This is a genomic window from Shewanella putrefaciens, from assembly GCF_016406325.1.
In the GTDB taxonomy this organism is placed as follows: Bacteria; Pseudomonadota; Gammaproteobacteria; order Enterobacterales; family Shewanellaceae; genus Shewanella; species Shewanella putrefaciens.
This window is the reverse complement of sequence record NZ_CP066370.1, coordinates 2,044,066-2,066,552: the sequence shown is the minus strand read 5'-3', so window position 1 is coordinate 2,066,552 and position 22,487 is coordinate 2,044,066. Positions and strand designations below refer to the sequence as shown.

Genomic DNA, 22,487 nt, shown 5'->3' with positions numbered 1-22,487 from the left:
CTACGTTCGGGAATTATACGTAATCGGGATCAAAAGATTAACCCATTTGTGCAAAGCAAATAAAAAAGGACGCTTTTAGCGTCCTTTTAGTGTCAGTTATTCGTGCCAGCGGCTTAGCGCATTGCTAATAACATCTCTTGCGGCTGCTCAAGATATTGTTTCCACAGATTACAGAAGCGGGCAATCGTACCTCCATCGATCACTCTATGGTCGCCAGACCAGCTCACTTGCATGATTTGGCGGGCTTCGACTTCCCCTTTCGCGTTAAAGCGCGGTAAGGTTTGCAACTTACCTAAGGCCACAATCGCCACCTCAGGTTTGTTGATAATGGGCGTCGCCACTGTGCCACCTAAGGCGCCAATGTTAGAGATAGAAATCGTGCCATCCTTCAGATCCGCTGGCGCCACGCGGCCACTGCGGGCAGCTTGGGTCAGACGGGTGATTTCTGCCGCAATTTCTAAAATACTCTTGTCCTGCACATCTTTGATGTTTGGCACTAATAGACCGACTTTAGAATCTACCGCCATGCCGATATTGTGCCGCACCTTATAGGTCAGCTCAGTACAATCGGCATTCACTTGGCTATTCATCACAGGGAATTGACTTATAGCCAGCGACATCGACTTCATAAAGAAAGGCATCATGGTCAGCTTTACTTCGTCAGTGGAATACTTAGCCTTCATGCTTTCACGCAGCGCGACTAAGTCTGTTAAATCAAACTCTTCGCAATAGGTAAAGTGCGGAATGCTTGATACCGATTCCACCATCATACGTGCCATCACCGCTTTTACACCGCGAATAGGCTCAACCGTATCGGCGCGTTGAGTCGCAGCAGATATCGAAACTTGAGCCAGAGATGTTTGAGCTTGGGTCGCACTTGGGGCCGCAGAAATAACACTATTAGCACCCTGTTGTTGGAAGCGAGTGATATCTTCCTTATACACACGGCCGTGCTTTCCTGTGCCAGGTACTTGGCTCAAATCGATATCTAAGGAACGCGCCATGCGACGAACCGCAGGGCTGGCTAAGGCTTTACCTTGGCGAGCAGGTTCTGCACTCACAGCCTGTGCTACATGTGCTGCATTGGCCACAGTATCTGTATTTGTTGTCGCCGCAGGTGCAGAAGCAGTCTGTTCAACTTCAATGGCAAATAAAGGCGTATGCACTTTGGCAAGCTGACCTTTGCGATAATGCAGTTTGGCAATTTTACCCGCTTTAATAGCAGGAATTTGCACCAGCGCTTTATCTGTCATCACGTCGGCAATCGGTTGATCTTCCTCAACCCAATCACCTTCACTCACCAACCATTCAACTAGCTCACATTCAACAATGCCTTCGCCGATATCCGGTAGTAAGAATTCTTCAATGCTGACAGATGAACTGGATGACGTGGTCGCGTTTGTTACTGCCACTGGCTCAGCAGCCTTTGCGATTGTCGCAGCTGCAGCCGCAACAGATTCTTCGCCCGCGATTTCAACGGCATCTTCAATTTTTACGGCATAGAGCGGCGCATGCACTTTCGCAATATCGCCCTTCGCGTAATACAGCTTAGTGACCACGCCCGCAAAAGGCGCAGGGATTTGCACTAAGGCTTTGTCTGTCATGACATCGGCAATCGGCTGATCTTCAACGACAGTGTCGCCTTCTTTCACCAGCCATTCAACGAGTTCACATTCAACAACGCCTTCACCAATGTCCGGCAAAATAAAATCTTTAATCATACCGGACTCCTAGAAGGTCACTGATGCTTTGATGGCTTCAAAGGTCTTAAGCGCATCGGGCATATATTCTTTTTCATGGACGAGTGGATACGGGGTATCTAAACCACACACTCGGCTAATGGGCGACTCTAGATACAAGAAGCATTCTTGTTGGATCGTCGCTGCTATCTCACCAGCAAAACCACCAGTTAATGGCGCTTCATGGTTAACCAGTAAACGTCCGGTCTTTTTGACAGAATCGGCAACGGTATCGATATCCCAGGGTGACAAGGTGCGTAAATCGATAACTTCACAGGAGATCCCTTCTTTAGCGGCCATATCGGCGGCTTTTTCAAGGATTTCCATTTGCGCGCCCCACGCCACTAAGGTGATGTCTTTACCTTCGCGAACCACTTCAGCCTTACCCAGTTCAATTTCATAATCGCCCACGGGCACTTCGCCAACCGATGCGCGATATAAACGCTTAGGCTCAAAGAAGATCACCGGGTTTTTGTCACGGATTGACGCCAACAGCAGGCCTTTGGCTTGCTCAGGGTTGCGTGGCACCACCACTTTTAATCCCGGCGTCTGGGTAAAATAGGCTTCAGGTGATTGCGAGTGATAATGGCCACCCGCAATGCCGCCGCCATAGGGCGTACGGAACACTAATCCACCGACATCGAATTCATTACCGCTACGGTAACGGAACTTAGCCGACTCGTTGACGATTTGATCAAACGCCGGAAAAATATAATCAGCGAATTGAATTTCAGCCACGGCGGTCATGCCATTTGAGGCTAAACCATTGGCAAAACCCGCAATACCTTGCTCTGTCAGCGGGGTATTAAAGCAGCGAGCGCGACCGAATTTTTCTTGAAGACCAGAGGTGGCGCGAAATACCCCGCCAAAGTGGCCCACATCTTCACCAAAAACCACCATGCGTTCATCGGCTTGCATGGCAATCGACAAGGCCTCATTGACGGCCTGTAACATATTCATTTCAGCCACGGCTTATAGTCTCCCAGCACTTTTTGGATAGGCTTGCGGATATTTCTTGATATGTTCTTTAAGATCGGCGAGTTGCTTTTTCAGCACTGGCGTCGGCTTGTCGTACACATCTTCAATAATTTCATCCAGCATAGGCACAGGAATTTTTTCAGCCACTTTTACCGCAGCCAATACTTCTTCACGATATTTCTCATGCAGTTTCACATCATCCGCTTCAGCCAACCAACCTTTGTTGATAAGCCATAATTTGAAGCGTTTAACCGGATCGTGTTGCTGCCACTTGGCTTCTTCATCTTTCGAGCGATAACCAGAGGGATCGTCTGAAGAAGAGTGTGCGCCGAGACGGTAAGTCATGGCTTCAATCAGCACAGGCGCATTATGCTCAATCGCATAGGCACGGGCTTGCTGGGTTGCGGCTAACACGGCCAACATGTCATTACCATCAACACGAATGGTGTGCATGCCATAACCGACACCGCGGCTGGCAATACCGTTACCGGCAAACTGCTCTTCGGTGGGCGTAGAAATCGCGTAGCCATTGTTACGACAGAAGAAAATCACTGGGCATTTCAGTACCGCGGCCATGTTTAGACCGGCATGGAAGTCCCCTTCCGATGCAGCGCCTTCGCCAAAATAACAAACCGCGACTTTGCGCTTACCTTGCATTTTTAAGCTGTAGCCCACACCCGTCGCCTGCGGGATTTGCGTGGCTAACGGTGAAGAAATCGTTTGATAATGCAATGCCGCACTGCCGTAATGGATTGGCATTTGTCGACCTTTACCAAGATCTTTCTCGTTACTGAACATCTGATTCATAAACTGTTCAGTAGTAAAGCCGCGATAACGCAGCGCTGCATGCTCACGATATTGCGCGAGGATCACATCTTCTTGATCGAGTGCGGCCACACTGCCGACAATCGCCGCTTCTTCACCCGTACAGGTCATGTAGAAGCTGATGCGCCCTTGACGCTGGGCGCCAAGCATACGTTCATCAAGTACCCGAGTGAATACACAGGTATCGTAAATTTTAGTGGCTAAGGTTTCATCTATCACAGGCAAAACCGCGGTTTCATAAGTGGTGCCGTCGGCTTGTAGAATTCGAAGGATAGGAATGTGTAGCGATGCCTTATCCAAGAAGCCGACACGGTGCACTGTATCAGTGTTGAGTGTTGCTTTGCTCATATTGTGCTCTTGTTATCTCATTACGCATCAAAGCGTTTTGATGCGTCTGTTTATACGAATATGCCCGACGAACATTACGTTAACGTAAACTACCTATCAACCATTGGTATAGCTCAAACCACAAGTTATCCCTGCCACGCATGTATATATTGCTTTACAAGCCTAACGCACGTCCGCATTCACCGCAGGGATCAGGCAAATCACAGTGCGATTACCAATAGGCACTTTGGCATTAGGGAACACGACAGACTCAAACTCATGCTCCACTTTAATTTCTTGCCCACCTTCCCGCGCTAAAACAAAGCCCTTCGGGAAAGATCTGAAGTTTTCGACATCCGTTGCGAAGGTAAATTCAAAATCATCGAAATGTTTATTGATGACGCGGCACACTTGGTACAAGTTAACCTTATCGGCATCAAATGCATCCAGCTCCAACGGCTTAGCGGTGATCAAGCGCATGAACATTTCATGGGTGGCGATAAAACGCGTCATGTCGTTTTGCCCCATGGGATACACTTTGCCAAGCTCAATGGTAAAGGCATCGGCGCCGTAGCGTTCAGAGGAAAAATAGCTGAAGGTCGTGGTCGGTTCGTGGTGGAAAAGTACTGTATCGACGCCGCTTGCGGCTAAAAACATAATTTGCTCGCCGCTAAAGGCGCGCCCTGGACGATAGGGATAAATAGCGAACTTTTCATGCTTCGAGGCGCGCATCGCCGTGTGCAGATCATAATGGATGCGCTGACGTCCATCGGCAACCGTAGTATAAAAACGATCGACATAGGATTCGAGTTTTTTCGCGCGTACTCGCTCAAGGTTCACTAACCCTGGTGGATTGGAATGCTCACCACTAAACAGACGATTCATGTTTTCGTCAATAATCCGCGTGCCGTTATTAATCGCTAATGGGTTACCAATGAGAAATAAAGTGCGCTGCTTTGCGATGATCTTTTGCTGTAAAAGTTGTTTAATTAAGCTATTGCAGAGTTCAATGGGCGCGGTCTCGTTACCGTGAACACCGCAAGAAAGCACAATATCTTTTCCTTCATTCTGTATTGGTTCGAAAACAATAACACCGGTATCCCACACTTCCACTTGAGTATGATCGCCTAAGTTAAATGAAAATTCGCCATCGAACTGTTCAGGATGGGCTAAGGTGAGCGCTAAAAAATCCTTTGAATCTAACAGAGCTTGTAACACAGAATTCTCCTTATAATGGTGTGTTAAAAGTAAGCGCTAAGCGCTAAATAAACCTACAACACCTAAGCACTTAATACTCACCTTCAAAAGCGCTTCAATACTAACACAAGTTTTTCACCTATATCTCTGACATTCTTGTTGAACTACGCAGTTTTGGGGTAAAAATTTTGATTTCTCTTGAGAGAAATTAAGCATCGCACACCACAACAATTGCATAAAATTTTACAACCATACTTGCTTTTAATCCTCTGTTTAATCACAATCCTTAGCCATCTAGACTTCTATTGGATTTAATTATGGCGTTAGCAACCTTTGGTGCCGGCTGTTTCTGGGGCGTAGAGTATTTTTTTAGACAAGTAAATGGCGTACTAAATGCCACCTGTGGGTATATGGGTGGCAATAATGCCGCCACTACTTATGAAGAAGTGAAAAAAGGTAAAACAGGCCATGCCGAAGTGGTGCAAGTGGAATTTGACCCTGCCCTTGTCAGTTATGAAGACTTGCTCGATGTATTTTGGAAAAACCACAATCCAACGAGTCTGAACATGCAAGGCGGAGATATTGGTACTCAGTACCGCAGCACCATTTTCTTCCACGACCGTGAACAAAAGGCCGCGGCAGAAGCCTCAAAGTTGGCTTTTGCCCGCTCGGGCCGTTGGGGATTACGCCATATAGTGACTGAAATAGTGCCACTGCAACAGTTCCATGTGGCTGAGGAATATCACCAAAATTATATTGATAAGAATAACTTACCCAGTTGCCATATCGAGTATTAATACGAGTTGGCCTTAAATCGGGCCAAATAAAAAACGCACTCACGGATTAACATGAGTGCGTTTTTTATCTCTGAAAAGCTCACTTAAGCGTTTAGTGCCTTATCAATTAATGCTTGTGCGTCTTTGATAATCTCAGCCAAATGCTGCTCACTGATAAAACTTTCGCCATAGATCTTAAATAAGGCTTCAGTGCCCGATGGACGCGCCGCAAACCAGCCATTCGCTGTGGTGACTTTGATGCCACCAATGGCGGCATTATTGCCCGGTGCATGGGTTAACACGCTTTCGATTGTCTCACCCGCAAGCACTGTGGCATTTAAGGTCTCAGCATTGAGCAAAGCAAACTTAGCTTTGTTTTCAAGACTGATTGGGCTATCGATACGCTTATAGAAACTTTGACCAAATTGTTTTACTAACTCTTGGTGACGCTGACCAGGGGTTTTACCTGTCACCGCAAGGATCTCTGCTGCAAGTAACCCTAGAATAAAACCGTCTTTATCCGTGCACCAAGTAGTGCCATCTCGGCGTAAGAAGGCGGCGCCAGCACTCTCCTCTCCGCCAAAGGCAATAGTCGCCTCAGCTAAACCATCTACAAACCATTTAAAGCCGACAGGCACTTCGAGTAATTTTTTGCCGTGGAAGGCGCAAATTTTGTCGATAAGCGCGCTTGATACCAGAGTCTTACCAATAGCTAAGCTATCGCTCCACTGGGGTCTGTGAGTCAGCAGATAATCAATCGCCACAGCTAAATAATGGTTAGGATCCATTAAGCCCGTACCCGGGCAGACTATGCCATGACGATCATAATCGGGATCATTCCCAAGGCATAAATCAAAAGATTCTTTATGGGCGAGTAAACCAGCCATCGCATAGGGAGACGAGCAATCCATACGAATTTTGCCGTCTTTATCCAGTGGCATAAAGCTAAAACTCGGGTCGACTTTATCATTCACTAAGGTGATATCAATGCCGTAATGCTTAGCAATCGGTGCCCAATAATGGATACCCGAGCCACCTAATGGATCGACACCTAACTTAAGCTTCGCTTTCGCGATAGCTTGCATATCAATTACATTTTCTAGATCGGCCACATAGGAAGTGATTAAATCGATGGCATGCACATAGCCCGAAGTCAGCGCATCGACATAGGCGAGTTTATTCACGCCCTTAAGCTGCGTGCGAAGATAATCATTGGCTCGCGATTCAATCCAAGCCGTGATATTACCTTCGGCCGGTCCGCCATGGGGGGGATTGTATTTGATTCCACCATCCTGAGGCGGATTATGTGAGGGCGTGATAATAAGACCATCGCTAAGTGCCGCGCCGTTAAGATTAGCTTCACGATTGGCACAAATGACCGCATGGGAAACCACAGGCGTTGGCGTAAAGCCATCGTTTTGCTGGATGTGCACAGTGACTTTATTCGCGGCCAGCACTTCAATTGCCGACAAATAGGCAGCATAGGATAACGCATGGGTGTCAATCCCAAGGATCAGCGGCCCATCGATATTTGCCGATTGACGGTAGTCCACCACAGCTTGGGTAATCGCCCAAATATGCTGTTGATTAAAGCTGCCGTTAAAAGCGCAGCCTCTGTGCCCAGAAGTGCCAAAAGTCACTCGCTGCAGCACATCATCCATATTGGGGTTTATGCTGTAATAATGGCTCATCAGTTTTGGAATATTCACCAGATCCATCTGACTTGCTATTTGTCCTGCCCGTTGATGTATTGCCACCTGATCCACTCCTACTGGAAAATAGCTTAAATTACTTGTAAAGGTTTTAAACACGCTGGGAAATAGCGTAGGCAACTTCAGCATCACAACCAAACTGTACCAATACCTCGACCAAAATCGCCTGTTTTTTGGCAGTATTATTATTTGTCGTCACCCAAAAACCGCTGCTGCCAATTTCCTTCGGATTGGCCGAAGGACTTGCTTTCAATAATTCTTCACGTGAGCGTGCAAAATAAAGTCGATCGCGCCCTTGGATCTGTAAAATTTGTGAAAATTGCGATTGGCTTTGCTGATATAAACTTTCAAGCAAAAATAAGAAACGGCCAACAGCCCCTTTTTGCTGGGCTAACTTATGCTCATCCACTAATTGTTTAAAATCGCTGACAGGAACTGACGACTCTATGACTGGTACTGACGTAACCAACGGTTTCTGTTCAACGGCTTCTAAACTGGGTTGGCTAATTGCCTGTGGCTCAACTTGTTCAATCGTATTCACGGATAGGCCGAGTAATCGACGCAGAATGTCAGAGGCGCTCTCACCAATACGTTCTGTTTTGCTGGCAATATGACGATAGAGCTCTTCATCCACTTCGATATATTTCATAACCTTTTTATCCTTTGTCATTCGTTAGGCCTAACCGAAAAATGTACCACAGGCGATCCACAAATAGGATCCTTGGGATCGCACCCAGTGTATCCATGTCTATCAATCTGATAAAGCATCATTAATCTAAAATTGTGCAAAATTGCACATCAAATTATCAGAATCGCGGCAATCGCTGAAAAAGCAACCAAGTTAGTTCGGCTTAACCACAAGACTTGTCAACCTCATCATATTAGGGGCACAATTCGCGTCTCGAAAAGCAAACCTCCCATAGGAAAACCCATGAATTATGTTTCCTCAGGTCAAGGACATGCGGTGCTAATAATCCATGGCCTGTTTGGTAATTTAGATAATCTCAAAGGCTTAGGCCAAGTGTTAGAAAGCCAGCACCAAGTGATCCGCGTTGATGTGCCCAACCATGGGTTAAGTGAGCATTGGGATCATATGGATTACCCTCGCCTTGCCCATGCCATGATAGATTTGCTCGATAACCTTGACATCGCTCACGCGCACGTCATCGGCCACTCTATGGGCGGTAAAATCGCCATGGCCACGGCATTAGCCTTTCCAGAGCGCATTATCAGCATGATCGCTGCCGATATCGCGCCCGTTGCTTATGAGCCTAGACACGATATTGTATTTGCAGCATTAGAAAGTCTGCCCTTAGAAGGCCATACCGACAGACGCTTTGCCCTAAACCACTTAATCAACCATGGTATTGATGAAGCCACTGCCCAATTTTTGCTGAAAAACTTGCAACGTACCGATACTGGATTTCGTTGGAAAATGAACTTAAGTGGTTTAAAAACCTGTTATCCAAACATTATTGGCTGGCATAATCAGCCACCGAACCCCGTGCTGAGCTATTCTGGCCCAAGTCTATTTATTCGTGGCGGTGATTCAAATTATGTCAATAGCGAACATAGGGACGCGATTATGGCGCAATTCCCTACTGCACAAGCAAAAACACTTGAAGGTTGTGGACATTGGTTGCATGCCCAAAAACCTGCGATTTTTAATCGAATTGTGTCTGAATTTATTGACAAACAGGCAATGTAAATGACAAGGATTCTCAACTCAAATCATATAGCAGCCTTCACGTTGATGTGATATATTCGCGCCTCTTTTGGCCTTAGAACACTCTAGAGGACTAAGAAAGTATGTTATCTCAGTACATGGAACAAATTGAAACGATTGGCCTAAACCTGTTTTTTGCAGCGATATTTTTCTTTATCGGCATGGCTATCCATGATGTCCTCAAGCAAGGTAATGTGCCAAAATTTGGTCGATTTATTGTTTGGTTAGTGTTATTTCTCGGCTGCGCCGGGTTTATTGCAAAAGGTATTATCCAGATTACTTGGGAAGGCTCAGGGATCGGTTAAACAACAAGAACATGGCAAAAGAAGCAACTGATAGAACTACCATTGACCTTTTTGCCAATGAAAAGCGTCGGGGCCGCCCACGAAGCAATCCTCTGTCCCGTAGCCAGCAGTTAAAGGTCAATAAACGCAATCAGATCCAGCGGGATAAAGCCAAAGGATTAAAGCGAATAGAGTTAAAGGTGTCACAAGATTTGTATGACGCCTTGAATGAGCAGGCATTGGCCAGTAACATCAGCCGTAGCCAGTTAATCGAATTAATTCTTCAGCGACAAATTGAGTGCTGAATAATAGATAGCCGCAAGATTAACGTATAAGTGAACTAGACATTAAAGGATAGACAATGGCAACTGTAGGTCTTTTTTTCGGTAGCGACACAGGCAACACCGAAGCCGTCGCCAAAATGATCCAGAAAAAACTGGGTAAAAAAATGGTTGAGGTGAAAGATATCGCCAAGAGTACCAAAGAACAGATCGCAGAATATGATCTGCTGCTGTTCGGCATCCCAACCTGGTATTATGGCGAAGCACAATGTGATTGGGATGATTTCTTTCCTGAGCTTGAGCAAATTGATTTTACCGATAAACTGGTTGCGATTTTTGGTTGTGGTGACCAAGAAGACTATGCCGAGTATTTCCTTGATGCCATGGGCATGGTAGGCGATATTGTTCAAGCTCGCGGGGGGATTATCATTGGTCACTGGCCTACTGCAGGTTACAACTTTGAAGCATCCAAAGGTCAAGTTGATGATGACCATTTTATCGGTTTAGGTATCGATGAAGACCGTCAACCAGAGCTGACCGAAGAACGTGTTGACGCTTGGGTTAAACAAATTTACGAAGAAATGTGTTTAGCTGAATTAGAAGATTAATTCTGTTGATCATTTAAAGGAAGCGGCTTAAACGCCGCTTTTTTTATGCATCGATTTTCATGCATAAAAATTAGATTGTTTCATCGCGGGATAACGAAAAACCACACTCATGATCAAAACGCCCTGCTCCAATCATTGGGATATCTTTTGCACTGTTGTCGATAACTACGGTGATATCGGCGTCACTTGGCGTTTAGCCAAACAATTGGTGAATGAATATCAGCTCCCCGTCAATTTATGGGTTGACGATCTTGCAAGCTTCTCCCATATATTACCGACACTCGATCCACGAAAGGCGATTCAAACTTTCAATGACGTGAATATTATTCATTGGATAGAGCCTTTGCCTATAGCGTTTGTCGCAGGAAGTGTGCTCATAGAAGCCTTTGCCTGTGAATTACCCGAACAGGTAAAAGAACAGTTGGTTTATTTACATCAACATGCTCCCAAATCTGTACCTGTCTGGCTGAATTTAGAGTATCTAAGCGCTGAGGATTGGGTTGAAGGCTGCCATGGTTTGCCTTCATTACAAGCCAATGGTTTGAAAAAGTATTTCTACTTTCCTGGTTTTAGCGCCAAAACGGGTGGACTTATCTGCGAACAAGATTTATTTGCAAAGCGTGATGCATGGCAAGCTAACACTGCGAATAAATTGCAGCTCTTTACTGATTTAGGTCTTAAGGGCATTCAGGAACAAGACACAGTGATTAGCGTTTTTAGCTATGAGACCGAGGCGCTACCCGCATTATGTGAGTTATGGCAGCAATCGACAGCAAAAATCCATGCACTGATCCCAAAGGGGCGTAGCTTAAACAGTCTGACTCATTTACTGCCCTGTGAAATTGCCGCGCTAGTGCCGGGTCAACAGGTAAATCATGGCAATTTAACCCTGCATATTTTACCTATGACAGATCAACATGGGTTTGATCGCCTGCTCTGGAGCTGTGATGTTAATATCGTACGCGGTGAAGATAGTTTTCTTCGGGCACAATGGGCTGCTAAACCTTTTATTTGGCACATTTATCCACAAGAAGATGACTATCACCTCATAAAATTAGGAGCTTTTATCCAACTTTACTGCGATAATCTGCTCCCTGAAATTGCACAAACTTGGACTAACTTGAATTTAGCATTCAACCAAGGATTGCAATCTGCCGTGGTAAATCATTGGCAAAACCTTAATCCAGTCAGTTTGCCCTTGTTGCAACATGCTAAACAATGGCCAATTGACGCAATAAATGCTGCAGATCTCGCAACTCGGCTAGTCCAATTCGTTAAAAAAAGCTAAGATGCTGCGCGAAAATAGAAAATCTACATATAGGAAATAGTGTAATGAAAACTGCTCATGAAATCCGTCCTGGTAACGTGATCATGTTAGATGGCAGCCCATGGGTTGTACAGAAAACTGAAACAACTCGTTCTGGCCGTAACGCTGCTATCGTTAAGTTAAAGTTAAAGAACTTACTGCTTAACTCTGGTACAGAAACCACTTTCAAAGGTGAAGATAAGTTAGAAGACATCGTATTAGATCGTCTGGATTGTACTTATTCTTACTTTGCTGATCCTATGTATGTATTTATGGATGCAGAATACAACCAATACGACGTAGAAGCTGAAAACTTAGGTGATGCAGCAGCTTATATCGTTGACGGTATGGAAGAAACTTGCCAAGTGACTTTCTATGATGGCAAAGCTATCTCTGTTGAAATGCCAACCACTATCGTACGTGAAGTGATCTACACTGAGCCTTCAGCTCGTGGCGATACTTCAGGTAAAGTGATGAAGCCAGCGACTATCACTGGCGGCGGCACAGTGAGTGTTGCTGACTTCGTGAAAGTAGGCGATAAAATTGAAATCGACACTCGTACTGGTGAATTCAAGAAGCGCGTTTAATTGCACTTCCCGTTTACCAGACGTTAACAGCCAGTGCTTGCACTGGCTTTTTTATACATTGGTTTTATCTTATTAGCGGCTTAATCTATCAAACTCGAACGCTGAATATTGCAGCCAAAGCATGCGTATTTGATGAGTTCCTAGCCTAGCAAAAGATAATATTCACAGCCTTATATATACTTGGCAAAATATTCACCTATGGCTTCACGGCTGTATTTATCCTCGCCTCGCCAATACTCAGCAAAAACCCAGTCATTTTTGCCCCTTCTGGGTCTATCATAGTGACTTGGCTTTAATACCCCCATACTGGCTAAAATTTCAATTAACATCTGTCTTTCTGTTTTGCTGGATTTAATAACCGTCGCTAAGCGTTTTTCAAGCGTACTTGGATAATCTTCTGGCGCTGAATTTTCAATTGTCTTCAAGATTTCCTTAAAGCAGAAAATATCATCAGAAGTGGGTTCAGGAATATCCGTATTGTTGAATTGCTCTAAGTCAAAGAGCATATAAAGGATATTACCATGACGCACACCACCCCATTTTATTCGTTCAAAATTAAGCACATTAAGATCAGTGTTAACATAAGCTTCTGCACCCCCAACCCCGTATTGAACATCCCTACAAATACTACAAGTGTAAGAATGGGATGTTGCTATCCCCTCTTTATAGGAAGTTCCAGAGATAACTGGTGTATATTGATGTGCGGGTATATGTTTAGCCATTGAGTATGAAGACAACGAAGATCTCAGATCCAATCGGCGAGAAGTCAAGCTACTTAAAAAACCTTTTGCTATTTGCGCTTTACTTATATTTGCAACCAAATCAACAATCGATGCAATGCATTCATCATGGGAAATTGAAATCGGCTCAAACATGAGTCCCTTTGACTTTGCATATTCGAAATCATCAGCATTTAAAACTCTGTCTTTTGAATCTATCCAGCCGTTTTTCCAGTAAGTGGAAAACAGTATTTTTTTCGCTTTCTTATCCATTCTCGATCCTATTACTCCCTTAATAAATAATACATTTGCTCATTGTTGTAGATCAGCACTCACATCTCTCACTCGCAGAGAGCAAAAATACAAACTAGGGTAAATGTTTGGGCAATATACTATATTTCTAGTTAGGCGTACGCATCAGAGTTAGCAAAATATAAAAAACCAGCCGAAGCTGGTTTTTTATATTCAAAGAATCCACAAAATGTGTTTTAGGCTATCAATATAAAGCCCACAAAAGCAAGCACCGCTGCGATAAGCGCATAAGGTAACTGAGTCACAGCATGACTGACTAAGTTGCAACCAGACCCCTGTGCCGCTAACACAGTTGAATCCGAGTAAAAACACGCTTGACTACCAAATGAAGATGCAGATAAAAGTGCACCAATTACTAAGGGGATATCAGCTCCAACAGATTGAGCCAATGGCATAACAATTGGAATTGTCACTGCAAAAATTCCCCAGCTTGACCCTGTTGCAAATGCAAGTACAGACATAGAGAGGAATACCACCGCAGGTAACAGCGAAGGTGTCATAAAAGGACTTAATGCGGTAATCACATACTGTGGTAATAATAACTGATCACACACATCCTTAAACACAAATGCAGCAATTACAGTACCTATCGCTGGCAACATGCCCTTAAAACCATCAATCATTTGATCCATCATTTCTGACAATGGCATTAAACGCTGCACCGCATAATAAGGAAGTGTAAACACTAAAGTGGCCAGCAATCCCTTCCAGACGTCGATGTCAAAGTACACGGTAAAAGCAACTAATAACCCAATAGGCACTAAAAAATTATGTAGCTTGCCATGATTGTCTGCATGCTTAAATTCTTCTTCGATCGCTTTAACCGCATATTCATCTGAGGTCTGCACCTGTTCAAAATCGACTTGTTCTTGAGCGGGTTCGCCTTGTGCTGCACGTAACTGCGCCTTTTTCATTGGACCAATTGCTGGAACAATACCTAATACAACAAGTAGTACCATAGCAACAGCTAACCAAGCATAGAGCATGTAAGGAATGGCTTGCATATAGACAGCAATCCCCTGACCTTGTGCTGCCACCCCATTATCAACCAGTAAACCACCGAAGAATACGGCCCAAGTCGATAAAGGCACTAACACGCACACAGGTGCCGCTGTAGAGTCCACAACATAAGCTAACATTTCTCGGGATACTTTAAACTTATCGGTCACGCGCTTCATGGTTTCACCCACGGTCAACGCATTAAGATAATCATCGATAAAAATAACGATACCGAGAATAAACGTCATAAAAAGCGATGATTTAGGGCCTTTGGCAAATTTCAATGCATTATGACCAAATGCTAAAGCACCACCAGTGCGCACTAAGAGTGCAATTAAAGCACCAAAACAACCACATACTAAAATTAACCAACCAATGGTTTCATCACCCATAACCTTAAGGGATGCACTGGCAAAATTATTTAACACTTCACTTGGGTCGAGTAGCAGCAAACCACTTACTGCACCGATGATCAGGGACAAAATGGGACGGCGTAACCAGATGGCTAACACCAATACCACCAAAGGTGGAATAAGACTTAACGCTGTCGGTTCAGACATGCACTTAGGTCCTCTAATTTAAGTCGCCTAAAAGGCAAAAGGTTTTAGAACAGCGCCTGCAATCACCTCGATACAGAGCGCCAAAACTGCTGCTTCATAATGACTAACCTTATAGAAAAACTCGCTAAAAGCGTGCAATCTAAAGTGCCTTGCCAAAAACATCGCGCAGAAAATAAAGCGCATCGAATAATGAGTCAACAATAAATTTAACGAGATAGAAAATAATTTTAACGACCGCGAGCAATATCAACATAATACATTGACTTTAAACAACTTTAACTCTCTAGCAACTTAGGCATATATGATTCTCTTAGCTTAATAAGCATTCAATAAATATGCCTATTTACCACAATAGTAATATGCAGCTTGTATAAGATCATTTTATCAAAAATCTGTGATTAAAAATCAATCATTAAGCTTGGGCTAATATGCACTTTTCCCCAGCAAGGATTTGGAACGGAGCAGGCAACAAATAGCAAGCGATGATTGCATCACCAATGACACTCATTTTTGTAGAGCACTTTATTAGTTTCGTGACGTTCATTACCAGAACGCGTAAAACGAGTTTTAATAGACACAGGCTTTAGCTAAATAATCCTATATTCACAAAAAATTCAGAATATAAAACTTGATACAATTTCATTAATTGACTGTTAAAGCATATTTAACTGATATATTTTTTAAAAAAATGTGCTCATCAAAGCCTTTCCCCCTTCCTTAACCCACTAAATTTCGTTATGGTGCGCTAACTTAAGCCAAAATTTTATGCATGTTCCGAGGTGTAAATGCGCCCTATCATCAAATCCAACAAACTGGATAGCGTTTGCTATGACATCCGCGGCCCAGTGCACAAGGAAGCCAGACGTTTAGAAGACGAGGGGCATCGAATCCTCAAACTCAACATTGGTAATCCAGCCCCCTTCGGTTTTGAAGCGCCAGAGGAAATTGTGCGCGATGTGATCCTTAATTTACCCAGTGCCCAAGGCTACTGTGAGTCAAAAGGATTATTCTCTGCCCGCAAGGCTATCGTGCAGTATTATCAATCCCTAGGGATTTTTGGTGTTGATATCGAAGATATCTATATCGGTAATGGCGTTTCAGAACTCATTATGATGGCGATGCAAGGTTTGCTGAATACCGACGATGAGATCTTAATCCCCTCACCAGACTATCCTCTGTGGACTGCGGCGGCCAACCTCGCGGGCGGCAAAGCGGTACATTATCGCTGCGATGAAGAAGCAGACTGGTTCCCCGATCTCAACGACATTAAAAGCAAAATCTCATCACGTACCCGCGGCATAGTGCTGATTAACCCAAACAACCCAACGGGAGCGGTATACAGTAGAGAATTACTGCTGCAAGTGGTTGAACTGTGCCGTCAACATGATCTGATCCTATTTGCCGATGAAATTTACGACAAAATTTTATACGATGAAGCCAAACATATTCCTGCAGCAGGTTTATCAGACGATATTTTAACTGTTACGTTTAACGGTTTATCAAAGGCTTATCGTGCAGCAGGATTTCGTGTCGGTTGGATGATGTTATCTGGCAATCTTAAGGCTGCTAAAAGTTACATCGAAGGCTTAGAAATGCTGTCCTCGATGCGCCTTTGTGCAAACGTGCCCAATCAACATGCGATTCAAACCGCGCTTGGCGGTTACCAAAGCATTAACGAGCTTATTTTGCCTAATGGCCGCCTTACGGTTCAACGGGATGCTTGTTATGAATTGCTTAACCAAATCCCCGGCGTGAGCGTGAAAAAACCAAAGGGTGCACTCTATGCCTTCCCCAAATTGGATATGAAAAAATTCAATCTGCGAGATGATGAGCGTTTAGTACTGGATTTACTCCGGGAAAAGAAAATTCTGTTAGTCCATGGTAGCGCCTTTAACTGGCCAGAGCCGGATCACTTGCGTGTCGTATTCCTACCGTACAAGGAAGATCTCAATAAGGCCTTAACTGAGTTCGGCACTTTCCTCGAGACCTATCGTCAATAGGCTAGTTTGGGATCCGTGCTAAACCTTTGACGGTGAAATAGTTTAAAGCGATCTACACGATCGCTTTTTTTATGGGATATTTTATCGCAAGTGTATGATGCTGGCTCACTTGTCACCCAAGGCTGTGATAATCTAAGACTTAGTTAGCATAAACGCTGGCCCTCGAATTAGCTGCAGGCCTTCGAATAAATAGGAAAACTATGAGTCACTTATTTGCCCATTTAGCTCGCATGAAGCTTATCCAACGCTGGCCCTTGATGTACAACGTACGCACTGAAAATGTTCAAGAACACTCGTTGCAGGTGGCCATGGTGGCCCATGCGTTGGTGATAATCAGTAATAAGAAATTCGGCACGACGCTCTGCCCCCATCAAGCCACCAGTTTGGCGATTTTCCACGATGCCAGTGAAATTCTCACGGGTGACTTACCGACGCCAGTGAAATACTTCAATAAAGAAATTGAAGCCGAGTATAAAAAGATTGAGGCGATTGCCGAGCAGCGCATGTTAGATATGGTACCGGAGGAATTTAAAGAAGATTATCGTAGTCTGTTCATCAGCGATTACGCCGATCCCGTTTACAAGACCATAGTGAAATCCGCCGATACGCTGTGCGCCTATCTTAAATGCCTTGAAGAAAACCGCGCTGGCAACAGTGAATTCAATACCGCCCGCAAACGACTTGAAGACATGCTGGCGACGAATCCCGATCCCGCGGTACAGTATTTTATGAACTGCTTTGTACCCAGTTTCACTTTGAATTTAGACGAAATTAACAAGATGCTTTGATTTTCCACTCTCGCTAGGAATGCATATGACTTCAAGTGTTTGGCAAGAACGCCGCCATGGTGAAGATAAACAAAGGCGCTTTGATCACCGCAGCCCCTACCAAAGAGACAGGGCACGTATTCTCCACTCGGCCGCCTTTCGCCGCCTACAGGCCAAGACACAAGTGCTCGGCGTTGGCATGAATGACTTCTATCGTACCCGATTAACCCACTCACTCGAAGTCTCGCAAATTGGTACCGGCATAGCTGCTCAGCTCAGGCGCAAATATCCACAACATAAACAACTGCTTTGCTCTATGAGCTTATTAGAGTCCTTATGTTTAGCCCACGATATTGGTCATCCACCCTTCGGCCACGGTGGCGAAGTGGCATTAAATTACATGATGCGCGACCACGGCGGCTTTGAAGGCAATGGCCAAACCTTTCGTATTTTATCGAAACTTGAGCCCTATACCTTAGATTTTGGCATGAACCTATGCCGCCGAACTATGCTCGGCATTTTGAAATACCCTGCGCCGTACTCGAAGCTATTTGTCGCGGGTGAACATAATGAAATCACCAACCATAGACAACTCAAGCCGTCACAATGGCCGCCGGTTAAGGGCATTTTCGATGATGATAACGACATTTTCGCTTGGGTGCTTGAGTCTTTGTCTGAGGCGGATAGCCGTCGTTTTACATCAACTCAGCAAGGTTCACACCCCGCCCTGCACCACTATCCGCATTTGCGAACCCAGTTTAAATCCTTCGATTGCTCGATTATGGAACTGGCAGATGACATCGCCTATGCGGTGCACGATCTCGAAGATGCGATTGTGATGGGCATAGTCACGGCATCCCAGTGGCATCAAGATGTGGCGCCGACACTGACCAACAGCAGTGATGCGTGGATAAAACAAGAGCTGGCCGATATTGGCAACAAGCTGTTTTCCCATGAGCATCACCTACGTAAAGATGCCATAGGCACACTCGTTAATGGCTTTGTCACCGCTATTGTGATCTCAGAAGATGACGTGTTCGAAGAGCCATTATTGCGCTTTAATGCGACCTTAGAGCCCGAATTTGCTATTGCGCTCAATGTGCTCAAGCAACTGGTGTATAAATACGTTATTCGTAAACCTGAGATCCAAATGCTCGAATATAAGGGCCAGCAAATTGTGATGGGATTATTCGAAGCCTTCGCTTCCGATCCCGAGCGTTTACTGCCACTGAACACCCAAGTGCGTTGGCGAGAAAGTGAGCAGCAAGGCTTGAACAGTCACAGAATATTAGCGGATTATATTTCAGGGATGACAGATGAGTTTGCAGGCAGACTATATCAGCAGTTGTTTAGCCCTAAAGCGGGCTCGAATGTGGAACTGAGCAAGGAAATGTAGACAAGTGCTCATTTCACAACTCGACTTTCTATAAGGCCAGACTGTTTGTAAATGCTCGTGTTACTGTAGAGTCTGCTATCGCAGCCGTTCTTTATCAAAATGCGAAAGATAAAAGACAAAAAACCACCTCGCGGTGGTTTTTTATTTTGTCACTATTTCAAGCTCGATTTATAAAGCGCTGATGGCATCTTTACAAAGTTGAGTGATACGAGCCCAATCACCCTGTTCCATTGCATCCGTTGGCGCAATCCAGCTACCACCAATACAATCGACGTTTTTCAGCGCTAAATAATCTTTATAGCTGCTTGGCGTAATGCCACCTGTTGGGCAAAAGCGAATATCCGCTAATGGGCCCGAAAAGGCTTTCAGTGCATCCACACCACCCGAGGCTTCAGCTGGGAAGAATTTAAAGTGGGTATAACCAAGTGCCATTCCAGCCATCACCTCAGAAATACTAGCAACACCAGGGATCAAAGGAATGGGTCCCTGCATACCCGCTTTGAGCAGTTCAACCGTAGCACCCGGCGTAATAATAAACTGCGCGCCAGCGGCAATGGCCTGTTTGAGTTGAGTCTCATTTAAAATGGTTCCTGCACCGACTAAAGCCTCTGGTACTTCTTTGGCGATTTTAGTGATAGCTTCGAGTGCACAAGGCGTACGCAAAGTCACTTCTAATACACTAATACCACCGGCAACCAGTGCTTTAGCGAGTGGCACTGCATGTTCAATCTTGTTAATCACCATCACAGGAACAATAGGGCTGCGTTTAAAAATATCTTGTGGCTGTAGTGACCAGTTATTCTCAAGCATTGCGTTATTCTTCCTTTGTTTAATAAAGTTCATCGATGGCATTAGTACAACGCGCACCTGTTTCTGGACTGCTGAGATTTGAGCGTAGCGCACTGAATAACTCGCGACCCATACCATAACGTGAACGATGTAAATCCACTATTCCCGCGGCTCTGGTGGCAAGTTCAGTCTCTGACACCAGCAGGCTCAGTTCGCCTGTTAACGCATCGACACGGATCAAGTCGCCATCTTGGACTTTGGCAATTAAGCCGCCATCTAAGGCTTCTGGCGTTAAATGAATGGCCGCAGGGACTTTACCCGACGCACCAGACATACGACCGTCAGTCAACAGTGCGACTTTAAAGCCTTTGTCCTGAAGCGTTCCCAATAATGGGGTTAACTTGTGCAGTTCTGGCATACCGTTGGCTTTCGGGCCTTGACCTTTAACCACCACAACACAATCTCTATCCAAAGCGCCCGCTTTGAACAAAGCATCGAGTTTGTTTTGATCGTCAATCACCACCGCGGGCGCTTCAACGACACGGTGCTGTTCTTGTACCGCAGACACTTTGATCACAGCGCGGCCTAAGTTACCTTTCAGTAATTTTAAGCCACCGTTGCCTTGGAAAGGCGATGCGACTGACGTTAACACTTCAGTATCTAAGCTAGTCGTTGGACCATCGACCCAGCATAGTTCACCGTCGAGCAGTCTAGGCTCTTGGGTATAACGGCGTAAACCAAAGCCCGCAACGGTATTTACATCTTCATGTAATAGACCCGCATCGAGTAATTCTTTGATTAAGTACGCCATACCACCGGCGGCGTGGAAATGGTTAATGTCGGCATGACCGTTGGGATACACGCGCGCCACTAATGGCACGGCATCGGATAATTCAGAAAAATCATCCCAGTTCACGATAATACCGGCAGCACGAGCCGCGGCGACAATATGCATCGTCAAGTTAGTTGAACCGCCTGTCGCTAATAGCGCGACTATGCCGTTAACCACAGACTTTTCGCTGACCACTTCACCGATTGGGGTATATTGGGTGCCCATTTCGGTTAAACGACACACTTGCTTAGCCGCCATCTTGTTTAAGGCTTCGCGCAGTGGATCATCTGGATTCACAAATGACGAGCCTGGTAACTGCAGCCCCATCACTTCAAGCATCAGCTGATTCGAGTTTGCAGTACCGTAGAAAGTACAGGTTCCTGCACTGTGGTAAGACTGGGCTTCGGCTTCTAACAGTTGTGCGCGATCCACTTTACCTTGAGCAAATTGCTGACGAATACGGGCTTTTTCTTTGTTAGGGATACCTGATTTCATCGGCCCTGCGGGCACGAATAACATAGGTAAGTGACCAAAGCTGAGCGCACCGATAAGCAAGCCTGGAACGATTTTATCGCAAATACCGAGCAGTAAAGCACCATCGAACATGTTGTGAGACAAGCCCACAGCCGTTGCCATCGCTATCACTTCGCGGCTCAGCAGGCTCAACTCCATACCGGGTTGACCCTGAGTCACACCATCACACATGGCCGGCACACCGCCCGCCACTTGTGCAACACTGCCGACTTCCTGACAGGCTTTTTTAAGCAATTCAGGATAGCTTTCATAGGGTTGGTGGGCAGATAACATATCGTTAAATGCCGTCACTATGCCGATGTTCGCCTTATTCAATTGACGCAATGCGTTTTTGTCGTCTGGTTTGCAGGCAGCAAAACCATGGGCTAAGTTGCCACAGCTCAATGAGCTACGGTGTACGCCATGATGACGGGCATCATTCAATGCGGCTAAATAACCTGCACGTGACGCTTTGCTACGGGCAATAATTCTGTCGGTAACAGCTTGAACTACCGAGTGTATTTCTACTGAGTGCATAGTGACTCCTTAAGCGCTCCAGAACACATCAACGGGCGTTTTACGCTGCGCTAATACGGCTCTGATAGGCATAGCATGGACATCATCACTTTCTAACGCTTGACGATATACGGATAATTTCTGTTCCCCGACCAAGTGCAGATAAATTTGTCTGCTGTTCAGAATCGCACTCTTAGAGAGCGTAATTCTGCCATGGGGAGCTGTGGTGGGGTTCGTCGCCACGCACAGGTCTTGGGTTGTGAGCGCATTTTCAAGCTCAGCACTACAGGGAAACCAAGAGCAGGTATGACCATCATTCCCCATGCCTAACACCACCACATCAAAAGGGCGTGGGAAATTAGACAAGGACTCGGCGGCCATATCGGCGCCCGCTTCTGCGGTTGAAAACATATTTTTTAAACCGCGGAATTTAGCATTGGCCGCACGATGTTGTAACAAATGTTCACGCACAAGACGCTCATTTGATGCATGATCTTCCACATCAACCCAGCGCTCATCGGCAAGCGTGATATAAACATCACTCCAATCGATGGACTTCATACTCAATAGTTGAAATAACTTAAGCGGCGTTGAACCACCGGAAACCACTAAGCTCGCTTTTCCGCGGGCATCGACGGCTTCCTGTAGCTGACTTGCAATTTTGTTTGCAAGCTGTTGCTCTAACGCACTTGGTGTGTCGAATGATTTGAATACGGTTTCTTTAATCATCAACGTCTC

21 protein-coding genes are annotated in these 22,487 nt (G+C 45.2%); 10 read left to right on the top strand and 11 right to left on the bottom strand.

Annotated elements, in window-relative coordinates; translation table 11 throughout:
* Positions 1–113 precede the first annotated feature (113 nt).
* The 4 genes from JEZ96_RS09300 to astE form a co-directional block, all read right to left on the bottom strand.
* A complete protein-coding gene (locus tag JEZ96_RS09300) occupies positions 114–1,721 on the bottom strand; it encodes a dihydrolipoyllysine-residue acetyltransferase (RefSeq protein ID WP_025008746.1) in 1,608 nt (535 codons plus the stop codon).
* 9 nt (positions 1,722–1,730) lie between these two features.
* A complete protein-coding gene (locus JEZ96_RS09295) occupies positions 1,731–2,708 on the bottom strand; it encodes an alpha-ketoacid dehydrogenase subunit beta (RefSeq protein WP_011919255.1) in 978 nt (325 codons plus the stop codon).
* 3 nt (positions 2,709–2,711) lie between these two features.
* Positions 2,712–3,890 carry a thiamine pyrophosphate-dependent dehydrogenase E1 component subunit alpha gene (locus JEZ96_RS09290; protein WP_006081586.1) on the bottom strand — a complete coding sequence of 393 codons (1,179 nt, stop codon included), beginning with the start codon at positions 3,888–3,890 and terminating at the stop codon, positions 2,712–2,714.
* 162 nt (positions 3,891–4,052) lie between these two features.
* The gene (gene astE / locus JEZ96_RS09285) at positions 4,053–5,087 is read right to left on the bottom strand and encodes a succinylglutamate desuccinylase (RefSeq protein ID WP_061782844.1); all 1,035 of its coding nucleotides are present in this window, start codon (positions 5,085–5,087) and stop codon (positions 4,053–4,055) included.
* A gap of 296 nt (positions 5,088–5,383) precedes the next feature.
* Between astE and msrA the strand changes: the two genes are divergently transcribed.
* Positions 5,384–5,863 (top strand): peptide-methionine (S)-S-oxide reductase MsrA, encoded by a 480-nt coding sequence (gene msrA / locus JEZ96_RS09280; RefSeq protein ID WP_014610634.1) that lies wholly within the window; start codon positions 5,384–5,386, stop codon positions 5,861–5,863.
* Positions 5,864–5,946: 83 nt separating this feature from the next.
* Here the strand turns inward: msrA and pgm are convergent, their stop codons facing one another.
* Entirely contained in the window at positions 5,947–7,599 is a 1,653-nt protein-coding gene (gene pgm / locus JEZ96_RS09275) for a phosphoglucomutase (alpha-D-glucose-1,6-bisphosphate-dependent) (RefSeq protein WP_025008749.1), read from the bottom strand.
* Between the two features lie 46 nt (positions 7,600–7,645).
* Positions 7,646–8,203, bottom strand: a complete 558-nt coding sequence (gene seqA, locus JEZ96_RS09270) for a replication initiation negative regulator SeqA (RefSeq protein ID WP_011919251.1) — start codon at positions 8,201–8,203, stop codon at positions 7,646–7,648.
* 282 nt (positions 8,204–8,485) lie between these two features.
* Between seqA and JEZ96_RS09265 the strand changes: the two genes are divergently transcribed.
* From JEZ96_RS09265 to efp, 6 genes are all read left to right on the top strand, one after another.
* Positions 8,486–9,262, top strand: coding sequence for an alpha/beta fold hydrolase (locus tag JEZ96_RS09265; RefSeq protein ID WP_025008750.1), 777 nt, complete (start codon positions 8,486–8,488; stop codon positions 9,260–9,262).
* 101 nt (positions 9,263–9,363) lie between these two features.
* Entirely contained in the window at positions 9,364–9,585 is a 222-nt protein-coding gene (locus tag JEZ96_RS09260) for a DUF2788 domain-containing protein (protein ID WP_011789427.1), read from the top strand.
* An 11-nt stretch (positions 9,586–9,596) separates the two neighbouring features.
* The gene (gene ybfE, locus JEZ96_RS09255; protein WP_011789428.1) at positions 9,597–9,869 is read left to right on the top strand and encodes a LexA regulated protein; all 273 of its coding nucleotides are present in this window, start codon (positions 9,597–9,599) and stop codon (positions 9,867–9,869) included.
* A 56-nt stretch (positions 9,870–9,925) separates the two neighbouring features.
* Positions 9,926–10,453, top strand: coding sequence for a flavodoxin FldA (fldA, locus tag JEZ96_RS09250; protein WP_011789429.1), 528 nt, complete (start codon positions 9,926–9,928; stop codon positions 10,451–10,453).
* Between the two features lie 109 nt (positions 10,454–10,562).
* Positions 10,563–11,741, top strand: a complete 1,179-nt coding sequence (earP, locus tag JEZ96_RS09245; RefSeq protein WP_061782842.1) for an elongation factor P maturation arginine rhamnosyltransferase EarP — start codon at positions 10,563–10,565, stop codon at positions 11,739–11,741.
* 44 nt (positions 11,742–11,785) lie between these two features.
* On the top strand, positions 11,786–12,346 hold the full coding sequence (efp, locus tag JEZ96_RS09240; protein ID WP_011789431.1) for an elongation factor P: 561 nt from the start codon (positions 11,786–11,788) through the stop codon (positions 12,344–12,346).
* Positions 12,347–12,516: 170 nt separating this feature from the next.
* Here the strand turns inward: efp and JEZ96_RS09235 are convergent, their stop codons facing one another.
* Both JEZ96_RS09235 and JEZ96_RS09230 read right to left on the bottom strand, forming a co-directional pair.
* Entirely contained in the window at positions 12,517–13,338 is an 822-nt protein-coding gene (locus tag JEZ96_RS09235; protein WP_011789432.1) for a hypothetical protein, read from the bottom strand.
* Positions 13,339–13,553: 215 nt separating this feature from the next.
* Positions 13,554–14,936: a Na+/H+ antiporter NhaC family protein gene (locus JEZ96_RS09230; RefSeq protein WP_011789433.1), complete on the bottom strand. Its 1,383-nt coding sequence runs from the start codon at positions 14,934–14,936 to the stop codon at positions 13,554–13,556.
* Between the two features lie 785 nt (positions 14,937–15,721).
* On the opposite strand from JEZ96_RS09230, the gene JEZ96_RS09225 reads away from it, so the two are divergent.
* From JEZ96_RS09225 to JEZ96_RS09215, 3 genes are all read left to right on the top strand, one after another.
* Positions 15,722–16,936 (top strand): pyridoxal phosphate-dependent aminotransferase, encoded by a 1,215-nt coding sequence (locus tag JEZ96_RS09225; RefSeq protein ID WP_025008751.1) that lies wholly within the window; start codon positions 15,722–15,724, stop codon positions 16,934–16,936.
* Positions 16,937–17,136: 200 nt separating this feature from the next.
* Positions 17,137–17,724, top strand: coding sequence for a 5'-deoxynucleotidase (gene yfbR / locus JEZ96_RS09220; RefSeq protein WP_011789435.1), 588 nt, complete (start codon positions 17,137–17,139; stop codon positions 17,722–17,724).
* A gap of 25 nt (positions 17,725–17,749) precedes the next feature.
* Positions 17,750–19,099 (top strand): anti-phage deoxyguanosine triphosphatase, encoded by a 1,350-nt coding sequence (locus JEZ96_RS09215; protein WP_128090088.1) that lies wholly within the window; start codon positions 17,750–17,752, stop codon positions 19,097–19,099.
* A 168-nt stretch (positions 19,100–19,267) separates the two neighbouring features.
* On the opposite strand, the gene JEZ96_RS09210 is transcribed toward JEZ96_RS09215, so the two are convergent.
* The 3 genes from JEZ96_RS09210 to pgl are packed head-to-tail and all read right to left on the bottom strand — an operon-like array spanning position 19,268 to position 22,478.
* Positions 19,268–19,909, bottom strand: coding sequence for a bifunctional 4-hydroxy-2-oxoglutarate aldolase/2-dehydro-3-deoxy-phosphogluconate aldolase (locus tag JEZ96_RS09210; RefSeq protein WP_025008753.1), 642 nt, complete (start codon positions 19,907–19,909; stop codon positions 19,268–19,270).
* A 19-nt stretch (positions 19,910–19,928) separates the two neighbouring features.
* The gene (edd, locus tag JEZ96_RS09205) at positions 19,929–21,755 is read right to left on the bottom strand and encodes a phosphogluconate dehydratase (RefSeq protein WP_041420651.1); all 1,827 of its coding nucleotides are present in this window, start codon (positions 21,753–21,755) and stop codon (positions 19,929–19,931) included.
* A gap of 24 nt (positions 21,756–21,779) precedes the next feature.
* Entirely contained in the window at positions 21,780–22,478 is a 699-nt protein-coding gene (gene pgl / locus JEZ96_RS09200; protein WP_025008754.1) for a 6-phosphogluconolactonase, read from the bottom strand.
* Between the last annotated feature and the right edge of the window lie 9 nt (positions 22,479–22,487).

Bases quoted from the DNA above. Each gene is read 5' to 3' on its own strand.
- yfbR (WP_011789435.1), top strand. From the start codon at position 17,137: ATGAGTCACTTATTTGCCCATTTAGCTCGCATGAAGCTTATCCAACGC.
- JEZ96_RS09210 (WP_025008753.1), bottom strand. From the start codon at position 19,909: ATGCTTGAGAATAACTGGTCACTACAGCCACAAGATATTTTTAAACGC.
- JEZ96_RS09230 (WP_011789433.1), bottom strand. From the start codon at position 14,936: ATGTCTGAACCGACAGCGTTAAGTCTTATTCCACCTTTGGTGGTATTG.
- fldA (WP_011789429.1), top strand. From the start codon at position 9,926: ATGGCAACTGTAGGTCTTTTTTTCGGTAGCGACACAGGCAACACCGAA.
- earP (WP_061782842.1), top strand. From the start codon at position 10,563: ATGATCAAAACGCCCTGCTCCAATCATTGGGATATCTTTTGCACTGTT.
- msrA (WP_014610634.1), top strand. From the start codon at position 5,384: ATGGCGTTAGCAACCTTTGGTGCCGGCTGTTTCTGGGGCGTAGAGTAT.
- JEZ96_RS09260 (WP_011789427.1), top strand. From the start codon at position 9,364: ATGTTATCTCAGTACATGGAACAAATTGAAACGATTGGCCTAAACCTG.
- JEZ96_RS09265 (WP_025008750.1), top strand. From the start codon at position 8,486: ATGAATTATGTTTCCTCAGGTCAAGGACATGCGGTGCTAATAATCCAT.
- ybfE (WP_011789428.1), top strand. From the start codon at position 9,597: ATGGCAAAAGAAGCAACTGATAGAACTACCATTGACCTTTTTGCCAAT.
- JEZ96_RS09225 (WP_025008751.1), top strand. From the start codon at position 15,722: ATGCGCCCTATCATCAAATCCAACAAACTGGATAGCGTTTGCTATGAC.
- pgl (WP_025008754.1), bottom strand. From the start codon at position 22,478: ATGATTAAAGAAACCGTATTCAAATCATTCGACACACCAAGTGCGTTA.
- seqA (WP_011919251.1), bottom strand. From the start codon at position 8,203: ATGAAATATATCGAAGTGGATGAAGAGCTCTATCGTCATATTGCCAGC.
- efp (WP_011789431.1), top strand. From the start codon at position 11,786: ATGAAAACTGCTCATGAAATCCGTCCTGGTAACGTGATCATGTTAGAT.
- JEZ96_RS09290 (WP_006081586.1), bottom strand. From the start codon at position 3,890: ATGAGCAAAGCAACACTCAACACTGATACAGTGCACCGTGTCGGCTTC.
- JEZ96_RS09215 (WP_128090088.1), top strand. From the start codon at position 17,750: ATGACTTCAAGTGTTTGGCAAGAACGCCGCCATGGTGAAGATAAACAA.
- JEZ96_RS09235 (WP_011789432.1), bottom strand. From the start codon at position 13,338: ATGGATAAGAAAGCGAAAAAAATACTGTTTTCCACTTACTGGAAAAAC.
- JEZ96_RS09300 (WP_025008746.1), bottom strand. From the start codon at position 1,721: ATGATTAAAGATTTTATTTTGCCGGACATTGGTGAAGGCGTTGTTGAA.